This is a genomic window from Niallia oryzisoli (assembly GCF_036670025.1).
Lineage (GTDB): Bacteria > Bacillota > Bacilli > Bacillales > Cytobacillaceae > Bacillus_BD > Bacillus_BD oryzisoli.
The window spans coordinates 1,980,783-1,995,352 of the sequence record NZ_CP137640.1; the positions used below are offsets into that span (position 1 = coordinate 1,980,783).

15 protein-coding genes are annotated in these 14,570 nt (G+C 39.8%); 11 read left to right on the forward strand and 4 right to left on the reverse strand.

Annotated features, from left to right (window positions below):
* The first annotated feature begins 29 nt into the window (after window positions 1–29).
* Complete coding sequence (locus R4Z09_RS09960; protein ID WP_338452170.1) at window positions 30–842, forward strand: alpha/beta hydrolase; 813 nt, start codon at window positions 30–32, stop codon at window positions 840–842.
* A gap of 63 nt (window positions 843–905) precedes the next feature.
* Complete coding sequence (locus R4Z09_RS09965) at window positions 906–1,571, forward strand: Yip1 family protein (RefSeq protein ID WP_338452171.1); 666 nt, start codon at window positions 906–908, stop codon at window positions 1,569–1,571.
* 91 nt (window positions 1,572–1,662) lie between these two features.
* Here the strand turns inward: R4Z09_RS09965 and R4Z09_RS09970 are convergent, their stop codons facing one another.
* Together R4Z09_RS09970 and R4Z09_RS09975 are read right to left on the reverse strand one after the other, a co-directional pair.
* Window positions 1,663–1,869 carry an aspartyl-phosphate phosphatase Spo0E family protein gene (locus R4Z09_RS09970; RefSeq protein WP_338452172.1) on the reverse strand — a complete coding sequence of 69 codons (207 nt, stop codon included), beginning with the start codon at window positions 1,867–1,869 and terminating at the stop codon, window positions 1,663–1,665.
* Window positions 1,870–2,122: 253 nt separating this feature from the next.
* Window positions 2,123–2,275 (reverse strand): YpzG family protein, encoded by a 153-nt coding sequence (locus R4Z09_RS09975; protein ID WP_338452173.1) that lies wholly within the window; start codon window positions 2,273–2,275, stop codon window positions 2,123–2,125.
* Window positions 2,276–2,399: 124 nt separating this feature from the next.
* On the opposite strand from R4Z09_RS09975, the gene R4Z09_RS09980 reads away from it, so the two are divergent.
* The 9 genes from R4Z09_RS09980 to R4Z09_RS10020 all read left to right on the forward strand — a co-directional run bounded on the left by R4Z09_RS09980 (window position 2,400) and on the right by R4Z09_RS10020 (window position 9,203).
* Window positions 2,400–2,723 (forward strand): late competence development ComFB family protein, encoded by a 324-nt coding sequence (locus R4Z09_RS09980; protein ID WP_338452174.1) that lies wholly within the window; start codon window positions 2,400–2,402, stop codon window positions 2,721–2,723.
* Window positions 2,724–3,069: 346 nt separating this feature from the next.
* Window positions 3,070–3,645: a hypothetical protein gene (locus R4Z09_RS09985; RefSeq protein ID WP_338452175.1), complete on the forward strand. Its 576-nt coding sequence runs from the start codon at window positions 3,070–3,072 to the stop codon at window positions 3,643–3,645.
* 83 nt (window positions 3,646–3,728) lie between these two features.
* On the forward strand, window positions 3,729–3,884 hold the full coding sequence (locus tag R4Z09_RS09990; RefSeq protein ID WP_338452176.1) for a hypothetical protein: 156 nt from the start codon (window positions 3,729–3,731) through the stop codon (window positions 3,882–3,884).
* Between the two features lie 63 nt (window positions 3,885–3,947).
* Window positions 3,948–5,045 carry a tRNA 2-selenouridine(34) synthase MnmH gene (gene mnmH, locus R4Z09_RS09995; RefSeq protein WP_338452177.1) on the forward strand — a complete coding sequence of 366 codons (1,098 nt, stop codon included), beginning with the start codon at window positions 3,948–3,950 and terminating at the stop codon, window positions 5,043–5,045.
* Window positions 5,046–5,125: 80 nt separating this feature from the next.
* A complete protein-coding gene (locus R4Z09_RS10000; protein WP_338452178.1) occupies window positions 5,126–5,317 on the forward strand; it encodes a hypothetical protein in 192 nt (63 codons plus the stop codon).
* A gap of 689 nt (window positions 5,318–6,006) precedes the next feature.
* Entirely contained in the window at window positions 6,007–6,777 is a 771-nt protein-coding gene (gene ltrA, locus R4Z09_RS10005; RefSeq protein WP_338452179.1) for a group II intron reverse transcriptase/maturase, read from the forward strand.
* Between the two features lie 518 nt (window positions 6,778–7,295).
* Complete coding sequence (ltrA, locus tag R4Z09_RS10010; protein WP_338452180.1) at window positions 7,296–8,540, forward strand: group II intron reverse transcriptase/maturase; 1,245 nt, start codon at window positions 7,296–7,298, stop codon at window positions 8,538–8,540.
* 118 nt (window positions 8,541–8,658) lie between these two features.
* Complete coding sequence (locus tag R4Z09_RS10015; protein ID WP_338452181.1) at window positions 8,659–8,892, forward strand: hypothetical protein; 234 nt, start codon at window positions 8,659–8,661, stop codon at window positions 8,890–8,892.
* Window positions 8,874–9,203, forward strand: coding sequence for a group II intron maturase-specific domain-containing protein (locus R4Z09_RS10020; protein WP_338453240.1), 330 nt, complete (start codon window positions 8,874–8,876; stop codon window positions 9,201–9,203). Before R4Z09_RS10015 ends, R4Z09_RS10020 begins: the two co-directional genes overlap by 19 nt.
* Window positions 9,204–9,284: 81 nt before the next feature.
* On the opposite strand, the gene metH is transcribed toward R4Z09_RS10020, so the two are convergent.
* Together metH and R4Z09_RS10030 are read right to left on the reverse strand one after the other, a co-directional pair.
* Entirely contained in the window at window positions 9,285–12,728 is a 3,444-nt protein-coding gene (metH, locus tag R4Z09_RS10025) for a methionine synthase (protein ID WP_338452182.1), read from the reverse strand.
* On the reverse strand, window positions 12,721–14,568 hold the full coding sequence (locus R4Z09_RS10030; RefSeq protein WP_338452183.1) for a bifunctional homocysteine S-methyltransferase/methylenetetrahydrofolate reductase: 1,848 nt from the start codon (window positions 14,566–14,568) through the stop codon (window positions 12,721–12,723). The genes metH and R4Z09_RS10030 overlap by 8 nt, the downstream gene beginning before the upstream one ends.
* Between the last annotated feature and the right edge of the window lie 2 nt (window positions 14,569–14,570).

A 14,570-nucleotide genomic window follows, 5' to 3' on the forward strand; every position in this document is an offset into this window, starting at 1 on the left:
GGAGTTTTAAAGCGAGAAAGGGGCGATAAATGATGAAAAAATCAGTATTTATAAAATGGAAGAATGAACAATTAGCGGCGGTGATTGATTATCCTACAAACTTGGAGGAAGGGAAAAACTATCCCCTTATCATTATTTGTCATGGCTTTATTGGCAGCAAGGTGGGTGTTGACAGGTTATTTGTGAAAGCTGCAAAAGAACTGACTCAAGATCAATTCATTGTTTTGCGCTTTGATCTCTCGGGCTGTGGAGAAAGCAGCGGTGAATATGGAAGAACAGGATTACATGATTTTATTAATCAATTAGAAACTGTGATTGATTTTGCTTGTCGAGTAAAACACGTGGATCCTGAACAAATCACTGTACTTGGACATAGTTTAGGTGGGGCAACAGCTGTATTAACAGCAGTTAATGATAAACGGGTTAAACGTTTAATTCTCTGGTCTGCTGTGGCTAATCCATATGAAGATATTCGCAGGATTGTGGGCAAAGAAACAGTCCGTTCCTTAAAGTACCGGTCTGAAATTGATTATTTAGGTTACACACTGACAGAGCCTTTCTTTGAATCATTGGCACGCTACCAACCGTTACAAATAGCTGATCGTTTTATTGGAAATGTACTGATTGTCCATGGCACTGGCGATGAAGAGATCCCTGTCCGTTATGCAAAAGACTATGAACAGGCGTTTTCGAAACGGGCATGTGGAAATGCAGCAAGCTATGAGATTGCTGGAGCCAACCATACCATTTCCAATGGCGGACATTTTACAGACCTAATCCATATTACGAGGAAATGGATCAGAAATGACATGAAAATAACCCTAAATCAAAACGTATCTTGAAACTTTTTATCGAGCTTTGCGTTTGAATAACAGATAAGATTATTCAAGGAGTGAGCAGTAGAAATGGAAAAAGAAGTACAGGGGAAAAAGCCAGGACCAATGCTGTTGGGAATGTTTTGGAGTCCAGGGGAACAATTTAATAAGATCCGCCAAAATCAGCGGATATGGATTCCACTCTTGATTGTCACTGTGTTAAATATTGCTGCGTATCTGACTATAGCGTTGTCAATGACAACAGAGGATTTAATGCTGCCTGGTATGACATTTGATGAAGCGGCAATGACGCTTGCAATTGCAAAAGCGACAACCGCTGTGTCCGGATTTGTAGCACCTATTTTTGCTATTTTGGTTTCAACGCTTATTCATTTTATTATTGTGAAGACCGCTAGAAAAGAAACATCATTTAAGCAATTATTCTCAATGAATACATATATTTATTTTATTAGTGCTGTTGGATCATTATTAAATTTCGCTATTATGGCAGTGATCGGCATGAGCAGTACAGATGGGTATATCACAAGTCTTGCTCATTTATTAAATAGTAAATCAAGCGTGTTAGGTGCATTCGAGTTATTTAGTATTTGGACAATGATTTTAACCGCACTTGGGTTACATAAGGTTGGTCAGCTTTCTAAAGCAGTATCCTTTACGATCGTCATTATCTTCTTCTTGATTAGACTTAGTTTTGCTGCACTGGGTACCTTAATTTCCGGGATAACTGGACTATAAGGAAATGAAAAATTTGCATTGGTGTAAACGTGAATAAACAAACAAACAGGGTTTCCTGTCTGTTTGTTTATTCACGTTTTTATGAAAAAACTCAAAGATCTGATGTATTGTTGCAGCTTTGCTTATCAAAAGATTGATATAAATATATATACTCATCTAGTTTTTGACTAAGATGGAGGGTTTTTTCATGATTTAACCCTTCTTTTATCCCGGTAAGAACAAGCTGCTCTCTCAAGGATTGAATATGCTGCAGCAATTTCGTTTTTAATAATGGATGATTGGTCGCCGCTATATCCATCATATACCCCCGTGCTTATTTTATCCTAGTTCTTTTGTAACAGTTTTCGGACCTGTTATATGTGATTTTTCACACAATTCAGTATTATCCTAACCATTTTAACATAAAGCGAAGAAGAATATACAGAAAAAGTCTGTAAATTTCGATTTAGTTTTTTGTTTCCATTTAATTCATTTGTTCCCAAATCATTTGGTTTTTATACAAAAAAGAAGGAAGCTGATTTAACAGCTCCCTTCTACTTGAATCAGCTTTCTTACCAATGATGGGCCTTCGCGTTACTGCGCAAAATAATATTATTTTGACTTCTCTTTGTTTGTCCATTTACTTGTGACTTTTGATGCTTAGGTCTTGTCCAAGTATGAAGGAAAAGCTCAGAGTGAGAATCTACATGATCTCTGTAACTCATCGAATCACCTCTTCATTAGAATCGCTGAAACTAGTGATAACCAATTAAGGTATCATTTTTCAGTATGCAGTAAATAAAGCATTCCTATTCATGTAAAAGGGCAAAATTCTATGGTATGATGAATTTGAAAAAAAGTCATTTAAAATACCCAAGATTGGATGAAATGATGGATAAAGGATTTTATAATGTAATGGAAGAAGTACTTACAACTCTTGTTAATGTTCTCATGATGAGTCCTGATTACCAAACCTTCTGTCATTGTCAAAAATGCAGAAATGATATTATTGCGCTTAGCTTAAATAATCTTCCGAGTCATTATGTAACAACAGAAGAGGGACGAAATAGGGTATTTGAGTATTTAAATAGGGAAGAAAATCGAAAGTGGATAAATAAGAAAATTATTCAGGCCATCCATATTGTCGGAAAGTATCCAAAACATGATCGTTAAATTCCAAAAGAGTAGTGTCAATTATTACAGCTGAATCATCATGATTGCTGTATACTATTTATATCATAGACGAATTGTTATATATATGGCTGTGTTAAGAACAATGCTGGTTTTTAGTTAGCAGGTTGATTGCAGTGGAGGGCACGTAGACTCCTGCGGGAGAAGCGAGACAGGCAAGACCCCACAGACACGCAGTGTCGAGGAGGCTCGGCGGTCGCCCCTAAGGTGCGCGAAGTGCCCGGAACGGAAATCAACAACCATGTTTAACAGAGCCAATTTATTAAATAATTGAACGAAATAATGGAAAGAAATTCTCATGAAAGGATATCTTTCGGAGGTATATAATATGAATATGTATGAAATGATTCTTTCTTATCTCGATCAAACAGGACCGGCGAGTATTCCTTCTATTTGTCAGCAAATAAATTCTGATCCCCAATTTATGAAAGAAAGAGACAAGCCTGTTAAACAAACACATATCAAATCAGTAATCACTAGAAAAAGGGATCTTTTTTATGTTCATAATGATATTGTCTCGTTGCTTCCGGATAGGAATATTGTTTCATTAACCGCTAATGTTGATAAATGTGGAGGTCCTTGGTTACGAGTAAAAGTCGACTTCATCCATAATAACTTTATCTTTTTTGAAATGAATCTTGATCCTTCCCAACATTTAGAATATAAGCCGGTTGCACCCGGAAGTACTGAAGAGTTTAAAAGGGAGATTTACCGTTTGAATATATGGGACTGGCAGGCAATTTATGAGAAGCAAGGAATTGTTCTCGATGGTACGAGCTGGTCTATTTGCTTGGAAACAAGGTCTAAAATATTTAAAAGTGAAGGACTGCAATGTTTTCCTAAAGGATGGGCAGAATTCTGCCGAGCGCTTACAAAGTTAACAGGAAAAGATTATACAACCTGACATTACCGGAAAGAATGTGGACGTATAGGATTTCAATAATTGTGAAAAATGATACGTAAACATGTTATTTGGAGGTATTGAGGTTGAAAGAGGAGAGAAACAGCTGCAGCGATGAAAAGGACATTTTACATCATCTTTTAGAAGAACAAATTGCTATTATTTGCGTAAAGGAAGAAGAAGAGCAGTTACGGAAAGAATTGACGAACAATCATTCTCAAGGTAAAAGAGAAGGATATTAGAGAAACTAATATCCTTTTTATCGTGAAGATTATGAAAGCAGTATAGTTACGGAGGCAGTTATTTTGAAAGATATTACCGTTAAAGAATTATTAGAAATGGAGCATGTTGTACCGGTTGATGTAAGATCACCAGGTGAATATGAGGAGGCGTCGATTCCAGGTGCAATAAATATTCCAATTTTTACGAATGAGGAGAGAAAAGAGGTTGGAACCCTATATAAACAAAAAGGGCCCCAAGAAGCGAAATGGCGGGCAATGGAAATTGTTTCACCAAAGCTTGTACATGTACTCGGCTCCATAAAAAGTATGAAGGAAGAAGGGAAACATCCAGTGTTATATTGCTGGCGGGGTGGGATGAGAAGTGGATCGATCGCAACCTTCTTAGATTTTTCCGGCATTGAATCTATTCGTGTATCTGGAGGTTATCGCGCATATCGACAGTATATTTTAGAGCAGATCCCAATGTTAATCCCCGATCAGGCTCTTGTTTTACATGGTATGACTGGTACTGGAAAAACGGAAATATTAGTTCAACTGCAGAAAAAGGGCTATCCAGTTATAGATTTAGAAGGAATTGCCGCTCACCGCGGGTCGCTTTTTGGTGCAGTAGGCTTTGCGATTGATGGGAACAATCAAAAAGTCTTCGACAGCTTATTATACGAGAGTCTGAGAAAGATCCAAGGGTCTTCATATTTTATCGTCGAGGCGGAGAGCAAGAGAATTGGAAAAGCAGGCCAGCCAGATGAACTTTATGAGAAAAAAATTAATGGTTTAAATATTTATTTAAAAGCTTCAGTAGAAACAAGAGTCATGCGAATATTTGATGAATATGTAAAACCAAATGAACATGAGCAATGGTTTCATGACACAATTCTTGAAAAAGTTGGATTACTAAAAAAGCGAATAAAGAATGATGAAGTTTATAACGCTTTATTGGAAGTTACAAGAAACCATCAGTATAAAGAGGTCATTCGTTTATTATTGATCCATTATTATGATCCACGCTATCAATATAAACAGAATGAATATAAAAATGATTTCACGGAAATACAGGCAGATGATCTCGATACGGCGATCGCAGAAATTGAAACGTATATTGAACATCATTTGCCGGACAGTTGTAATAGCACCGGAACTGTAAACAGCCTGTCATCTTTTTGATGGACAGGCTGTTCTTTTGCTGAAATTGGCAGACATAAGTTAAATGGCTGGGGTTAATCTTATAGTAAGGAGTGATTAACGTGGCTAAAGCAAAAACGAAAGATTATCTTACGACTGCTCCCAAAAAGGAAATGATGACGATTGAAAACGGTTCGATTTTTCCAAATGAAAAAATTGTGCCCGGTGATTCCGTAGATGAACATAAAAGAATCGAAGAAGCAAATATGATCATCACAGGCGCTGAAATAGGGCAGCAAAATGAGAATTTATAAAAGAACAAAAAAGAAATCGGCTGATATAGCCGATTTCTTTTGTGCGCTTGGCAGCGCATCGCTCTAATGGGTAAAAGTCCCTAACGTGCCGTTGTGGCGGAAATGTATAGCTGACAGGTAGTGCGAGTGTCGTGAGATTTCGTGCGGAGGACTTGAAGGCAAAACTCGGAACAGGTGGCTGTAACCATGTTGGCTGGTAAGATGGGATAACCTTGCAAAGGATGGGGAAGTCCAATACCACTCTGTATCTTATTAGTTATGAGGACTGGTTTCGAGTGAAAGGCGATGACGTGACCCAAGGAGATCTTATCTTCTCCACAAATTGGTGGTAACCCTTTTTCAAAGCCGCGATGGACGAGAAATTGACTATGGAAGGTGAGAAGTCAGAGCAGGGGATAGTAGTGAATAAACTTGTCGGAAATGCCACAAAGATAAGTGACTCATCACAATGTTGGTAAGACAGACGTTGACCCAAAAGGCAATGAACTGATGCGAAGCCCGTCTGCCCATGTAAGAAAAGCATTACGAACCTATTTACTCGTCATGTACTAAACAGAAGTCAATGAGGTAGATAGCCTAAGAATCGAGACCGAAAGAAAGTAGGTTGTTTAGGGCGTAGTACTAATATCAAATATCGACCATTGGGCTACCTATTCAGTCGATATTGTATTGGGAAAGGAAACGAATACATGAATGAATCAATAGGAAAACGAAGCTTACGTGTAGTTGAGAGTTCTAAAAAGAAACGCAAATGGTACAGTCTAATTGATAAAATCTGGAACTATCAAAACCTGGAAGAAGCCTTCAATGATGTGAAGAAAAACCGAGGCTCGCATGGTGTGGATAAAGTAACAATTAAAGATTATGAAATAAAATTGGAACACAACTTAAGAGTGCTCCAAGAATCTTTGCGTACTAAAACATACCGGGTAAAACCTGTCAGAAGAGTGTATATTCCAAAAGCTGATGGTTCTAAACGTCCATTAGGAATACCAACAGTTGAAGACCGAATTCTTCAAGCAGCAACGAAGAAAATACTTGAACCTATCTTTGAACAGAAGTTTCTAGACTGTAGTTATGGATTTCGTCCTAACCGTAGTGCACATATGGCTATTGACAAAATCCGTAAGGATTTGATGGAAGGTTATATGTATGTAATTGACGCCGACATTAAGACGTACTTTGATGCAATCCCCCACGATAAACTTATTAACTTAATTAAAGAAGAAGTAGTGGATAGCAGTGTTTTAGCTTTAATTGTACAGTTCTTAAAATCGGGAATCCTTGAAAACGGTGTTTTCTACGAAAACGATAACGGGAGCCCTCAAGGCGGCGTAATTAGTCCGCTACTAGCAAATATCTATCTACACCCACTTGATGAAATGATGACTAAAAGAGGTCACCGCATTACAAGGTATGCAGATGACTGTGTGCCACGAAAGCAAGGAAAGTGTGCCTAACGGCACCCCCAATAAGCTATGCTGCACTTGAGATGAGAGTAGGCCTCTCGCAATCGCTATACAGGTAGAGATTGCAAACCACCCTATGGTGCTGTAGTCAAAAGCTATGGTATTGAGCGTTAGGGAAAAGGCAGAGCAAGACTCTGTCAGGTACGTATTAAGGAGACGAAAACCACTGAACCGCTGAAGAAGTATCGAAAGCGTAAGGATGTCATCAAAACTGAGGGGGAGTCGTTAACTCGGGATAAGTTCGGAGGGAACCTGTTTACTGTCCGTTCGGTGACCGGTATAAAGGCGGCGTGAACTTAATATAGGCTTGAGTGTGGAACGTGGGAACCTACGACATGGATGCCAAGGGAGAGATTTCAAGTGGAAGCCCCACAAGAATCAGAGTACCAATGCCATGTATAGGGGCGGAATAACTCGTAGTAGCTATGAAACCTCCTAACGGAGATGGAGCAAAGGGGTTATGTTATTCAGTTTTATTAACAGGTCAACCATTAAATTGGGAGGAACTTATGAATAAGACAAAGTCGTACAATATATCCAAAAAGGCAGTTTATGAAGCCTTTCTTAGAGTAAAAGCAAACAAGGGGTCAGCTGGAATTGATCATGAGTCAATAGAGGAATTTGAAGTGAATCTAAAGGATAATCTCTACAAACTGTGGAACAGAATGTCCTCAGGAAGTTACTTTCCACCAGCAGTTAAAGCTGTAGAGATTCCTAAGAAAGCTGGTGGCACTAGGACACTAGGAATTCCAACTGTTACAGATAGAATTGCACAAATGGTTGTGAAACTGTATTTTGAACCCTCAGTGGAACCTTTCTTTCATGAGGACTCTTTTGGTTATAGACCAAATAAAAGTCCCATTCAAGCATTGGAAATAACTCGTAAAAGATGTTGGAGATACAATTGGGTTCTGGAATTTGATATTAAGGGCTTATTCGACAACATTGATCATGGGTTATTAATGAAAGCAGTGGAAAAACACACAAGTATTAAATGGGTGAAGCTATACATTGAAAGATGGCTAAAGGCACCTTTTCAAACAAAAGAAGGAGTAAAAGAACGTACTTCTGGCACACCGCAAGGTGGAGTCATAAGTCCAGTTCTTGCGAACCTATTTCTACACTACACATTTGATAAATGGATGACAATTAACCATCCTAATAATCAATTTGCGAGATATGCAGATGATGCTGTCATTCACTGCAAGTCAGAAGCTGAGGCAATAAGACTGCTTGAATCATTAAGTAATAGGATGAACGAATGTAAACTTGAACTACATCCAAATAAAACAAGAATTGTATATTGTAAAGACTCAGATAGGAAAGAATATCACGAAAATATTTCGTTTGATTTTCTAGGATATACGTTCAGGCCAAGACGTTCTAAGAATAGATGGGGAAAGCATTTTATTAACTTCACACCAGCGATTAGTAGCAAATCTAAGAAATCAATTCGACAAAAAGTAAGGGATTGGAAGCTACAGTTAAAAGCTGATAAGGACCTTACTGACCTATCAAATATGTTTAACTCAAAGATAATAGGATGGATAAATTTCTATGGAAAATTCTACAAATCAGAAATGTACCCAACATTAAGGCACATCAACAAAGCCTTAATAATGTGGGCAAGAAAGAAATACAAAAGGTTAGCTCGTCACAAGAAAAGAGCAGAACATTTCTTAGGTAGAATTGCAAATCAGAATCCCAAGTTATTTAAACATTGGGAAATAGGCATTAAACCTACGGCTGAATAATGGGAGCCGGATGAGCTGAGAGGTTCACGTCCGGTTCTGAGAGGGGCTACTGGGGAGGTTCCAGTGGTCTACTTGCCTCGTCATCTGTTGCAAATCAAGAAAGGGTGCTGAAAGGGTTTTGAGAACGGTAGTTAAGCTATTAGAAGAAGGGTTGGGTTTAAAAGTCCATCCTGATAAAACCAAGATTGTAGATAATCTTGTAGAACCGTTTATTTTTCTAGGATATGTTTTCAAGCAAGGATACTATCATTCACCATCAGACAAGGCAGTAAAGAAATTCAAGAAACGTATCAAAGATGTAACGAAAAGAAATCAAACATTAAATCTGGAAGAATTCTTAAGCATCGGTTGAATCCCATCATCAGAGGATGGGGTAGATACTTTGGTATTGGATTTTCAAAGAAACTGTTTCAACAACTGGATTCATGGATTCGAAGAAGGCTTCGGATGATTCAACTAAGAAGTTGGAGGAAAATAAGAAAGCTCCACAGGGAGCTTCGAAAAAGGAAGTGGGACGGCGAACTTCCTCATCTCTCAATGACTAAATGGAGAAGTTCGTTGACCCAACATTTACATTTTGCGATTCCTAATGAAAGGTTTCGTGAAATAAAACTTGTTTTTCTTCTGGATATTTATAATGAACTACATCCCCAGCGGGGATAAGCATGGAGGAGCCGTATGCGATGACCCGCACGTACGGATCTGTGAGAGGCGCATGATATTTTCATGCGCCTACTCTATTCTTTATCGCAGAACATTAAAATATCTTGCTTCAGGATGAGAAAAGACAATTGCCGTAACACTTGCTTCAGGCTCCATCATAAAGCCTTCGGTAAGCTCAATTCCAATTTCCTCAGGAGAAATCAACTGGAAGAGTTTCTTCTGGTCCTCAAGATCAGGGCACGCAGGGTAGCCGAATGAGAAACGCTGTCCTTGATATTTTGCTGCAAAGCGATCCTTCATCGTAAAGTTTACTGGATCAGGGAATCCCCAGCGATCACGAATTTGACGATGGATTAACTCAGCCAGTCCTTCGGCTGTTTCTAAAGCTAATGATTGCAGAGCATGACTCTCCAAAAATTTACCATCATTTTTTAAGCCGTCTGCGATTTGTCGGATGCCTTTTCCTGCCGTAACTGCAAAGAAGGAGACATAATCCATTTCTCCACTTTCAACTGGTTTTAAAAAGTCCGCCAAGCATAGGAAGGGCTCTTCCTCTTGTCTAGGAAATTCGAATGTCTCGATCACTTTTCCAGTGCCATTTGGATCGTAAATAAGCACCTTGTCTCCATCTGATTGTGCCGGGAAAAATTGATAGGCAGCAGCCGGTGAAATCCAGCCGTTGTTCGATGCATCCTCGATTAAACCATTAACCATGTCGTTTAATTTAAGAGCTTTTTCGTCCTTTTCTTGAAGAAGCTTTTCTAGTTTTCCTTTTAAGCCAAGATGGTGGCCGATTAGTGTCTGTTTATTGATATACGGTTCAACATGGGATAGGGTATAAGACTTCAATAAATGGCGCTTTGTATCCTGTGGAACAAAAACAGGCGCATCTGTGCTGACTTTTTTACGGACTTTCACTGCCACAGTACCCGTTGGTCGCACGTAAGGCTCAAGCGGTACTGCATTTTGCTTTTCTATTTTTGCTTGAACCAGTTTTTCAAACTCTGCCGGGTCTTGAAGCTGGTTAGCAAGTGACAGCCCGTTCATCGCATCTTTTGCATAAAGAACAACACCATCATACTCTTTGGAAATTTTATTATCTGTAAATTTCCGTGACAGAGCTGCACCCCCGACTAGTATTGGTATGTCAATTCCGGCCTGCTTCATATCATGAGCCGTAATAACCATTTGCTGGGCCGATTTCACCAGTAAGCCTGATAACCCAACCATATCTGGTTGTTCTTTTTTAATCGTTTGAATTAAATCTGCCGGAGCCACTTTAATGCCAAGATCAATGACCTTATAGCCGTTATTCGTTAAAATGATATCAACAAGATTTTTCCCGATATCATGTACATCACCTTTAACTGTGGCCAAAACAATTTTTCCTTTTGTAGCCGACGAATCATTTTTTTCCATGAACGGCTCTAAGTGAGAAACAGCTGCTTTCATAACCTCGGCGCTTTGCAGTACTTCAGCAACAATTAATTGGTTATCATTAAATAATCGGCCCACTTCTTTCATGCCTTCCATAAGTGGCCCGTTGATGATATCAAGCGGTGCAGAGAAGCTCTCTAAAGCCAAGTCCAAATCAGGGATCAGCCCTTCTTTTGTCCCTTCCACAACATAGTAGGCGAGGCGTTCTTCAAGAGTCATATCCGGAAGACTGCTCTTTGTTTCCTTTTTCTTATCACGGTAAAAATCAGTAAACTCTGCTAATGTTTGATCCGTTGTTTCAAATAGAAGACGCTCTGCCATGGCAACTTCTTCTTTTGATATGGATGCAAAACGTTCCAGCTTTTCTGTGTTGACAATCGCATAATCTAGTCCTGCTAAGGTGCAGTGGTATAAATAGACGGAATTTAGGATTTCACGTCCAACCGGTGGCAACCCGAAAGAAACATTACTCACTCCGAGAATCGTTTGGACTTCTGGGAATTTTTCTTTAATCAGACGAATCCCTTCAACCGTTGCTTTTGCGGAGCCGATATATTGTTCATCACCGGTACCAACAGGAAATACAAGCGGATCAAAAATGATATCCTGTGGCGGAATTCCGTATTTTTCTACTAACAGCTGATACGATCTTTCAGCTATTTCCAATTTCTTTTCAGCTGTAACGCCCATCCCTTTTTCATCAATTGTTCCGACCACGACAGCAGCACCGTATTTGTGGATTAGTGGAGCAATGGCCTTGAATCGGTCCTCGCCATCCTCAAGGTTAATCGAATTAATAATTGCTTTACCTTGGGAGTAGGTTAGAGCCTTCTCTATTACAGCATCATCGGTAGAATCAATGACAAGTGGGACCTTTACTTTTTTAACTACTTCTTTAATAAAGTTCTCCATGTCAGCCATTTCATCGCGGTCAGGATCCGCAAGGCAGATATCAATAACATGAGCTCCTTTTTTCACTTGAGCCCGGGCTATTTCTGCTGCTTCCTCGTATTTTCCTTCCGCAATTAGGCGTTTAAACTTTCTCGAACCAATGACATTTGTTCGTTCCCCAACCATAATGGGCCTTAGTGTCGGGTCATCATAGATGAAAGGTTCAATACCTGACACCATGTGAAGCTTATGCTGTTCACGAGTTCTTGGCTGGTAGCCTTGCATTGCTTCTGAAATGACTTTAATGTGTTCAGGTGTCGTGCCGCAGCATCCGCCGACAACATTTAGCCAGCCTTCAGCAGCAAAACCTGACAATTTTTGCGCAAGAGACTCAGGTGTTTCATGGTAATGGCCTTCCTCATCGGGCAGTCCGGCGTTAGGATAGCAGCTGACAGCCGAGGTAGATAACTTTGCAAGGGAACGGATATGATCCTGCATAAATTCTGGACCGGTTGCACAGTTCAGTCCAATGGCGATTGGCTTCATATGCTCAACTGAAATATAGAATGCCTCAATTGACTGGCCAGCCAGCGTTGTGCCCATTGGTTCAATTGTTCCAGAAATCATAAGCGGGAGAGTGTTCCCTGTTTTTTCAAAAGCCTGTTTGATTCCTAGAAAGCCTGCTTTTACATTTAATAAATCCTGGCTTGTTTCAAGTAAAAGGACATCGGCTCCGCCGTCAATAAGACCGCGGGCCTGCTCTTCATAATCTTGGGTTAACTGAGCAAAAGTTGTTCCACCTGTTACACTTAATGTTTTGGTCGTCGGCCCCATAGAGCCGGCAACATATCTCGGCCATGCCGGGGTAGAGTAGTCGTCAACTGCACGTCTTGCGATTTGGGCAGCTGTTTTATTAATTTCATAAGCTTTGGCTCCTAAATCGTACTCATCAAGCACGATTCTTGTTCCGCCAAATGTATTGGTTTCGATTATATCTGCACCTGCTTCTAAATACTGCCTGTGAATCGATTCAATCACATCAGGTCGGGTGATGTTTAAATTTTCATTACAGCCTTCTAACTGTTCGCCGCCGAAGTCATCTGCCGTGAGGTTTGCCTGTTGCAGCATTGTCCCCATGGCACCGTCCATAATGAGAATTTTCTTATTCATTTGTTCTGTTATTGAAGCTTTAGACACGGTGTTTCCTCCTTAATCTCTCTGATGTATGCTTGGCATATTCAGATAGTTCAGCGGTCATTTCATAGCGTAAAAATGGTGTAATGAGATAGATACCGTTAAATAATTCAGCCGCTGTATCGATAAGTGATTTTGTTATCTTAATCCCTTCCTGAGCGGCTTTTATCGGATCATCATTATAGACTGCCATAGAATGACGGATTGAATCAGCAATTTTAATCCCTGGTACTTCATGATGAAGAAATTCGGCATTTTTGCTGCTTGTCAATGGCATCAGTCCAATATAAATAGGGGTATCTAAATGTTTTGTTTCTTCATATATACTGATAATTTTGTCTTCTGAATATACAGGCTGGGTAATAAAATAATCTGCACCGTAGGATATTTTTTTCTCAAGTCTTTGTACGGCTTTATCGAGTTGGCGTACATTTGGATTAAAGGCTGCTGCTACAGAAAAAGATGTTTTTTGACCTAAATCTTTACCTGAAAATGATAATCCTTCGTTAAATTGCTTGATCATTTGTATGAGTTCAAAAGAAGAAACATCGTATACAGAAGAAGCTCCAGGAAAATCACCAACTCTTGCCGGATCACCGGTAATCGCCAGCAAGTCGTTTAGACCTAACGTGTGCAGTCCCATTAAATGGGATTGCAATCCAATTATATTCCTGTCACGGCATGTGAGATGGATCAGCGGACGTACCCCGGTTTGCTGTTTTACCAAATAGCCTAATGCCGAATTGGATACTCTTGGAGAAGCAAGTGAATTATCTGCCATTGTAATCGCATCAATCCCTTTTTCTTTTAGGGCTTCCACACCTTTAAAATACTTGTCTGTATCCAATTTTTTAGGCGGATCCAACTCAACAATCACCGATGGCCGTTCCTTCACTATGTTTTGCAAGGGAGGAAATTCACGTTCAATTACTGGTAATGAAATAACAATTCTCTCTTCTTTTATTGTTAATTTCTTTTTACTTACAGGTTCAGCATGTTTTAGCTCTAAAGCAAATGCACGGATATGCTCGGGCGTTGTGCCGCAGCAGCCGCCAAGCAGCCTGACGCCTTGTTCACGGAAGGATTGGGCCGATTTTCGGAAATAGTCCGGATCGCCATCATAATGAAAGACTCCGTCCGTATAGGCTGGCAGCCCGGCATTCGGATAAGCGGATAAGAACGCTTTCGCTGGTATTGCTACTTGTTCTAATGCCCTCAGCATATGATGCGGGCCAAAGCGGCAATTTAAGCCGACAACGTCAGCACCTAAGCTTTCAAGACGGGTTAGAGCTTCACTGACTGTTGTATGGTCCTGCAGTAAACCAACCTCCTGCATTGATACTTGGGCAATGATTGGTACATCCGTTTCTTTTCTAGCAATCGCAAGTACTGTTTCCAGTTCTTCTAAATCATAATAGGTTTCTAGTAAAATACCATCTACACCTTCAAGCAGTAAACAGTACAATTGTTCACGAAAACTTCTTTTTATTTCTTCGATTGAAAGAGACTGTGGGTTGATTCCGCGATTACCGCCCATGCTGCCAACAACATATGCATTTGACTGAACTGCTTGTTTAGCGAGCTGAACAGCCTTACTATTGATTTCTTTTACAGATTCTTCCAAACTGTAGCGGCTAAGCTTTAAATAATTAGCAGCATACGTATTTGTTTGGATAATTTGGGCACCAGCATCCAAATAGGCTTTATGGATATCCAAAATCTGTTCTGGATGTGAAAGGTTCAGCTGTTCAATACAGCTGTCCTTCCCGTATGAATAGAGGAGAGTGCCCATTGCACCATCGGCGATTAATATCTCATTTTCCAGCCTTTTTAAAAAATTCATGT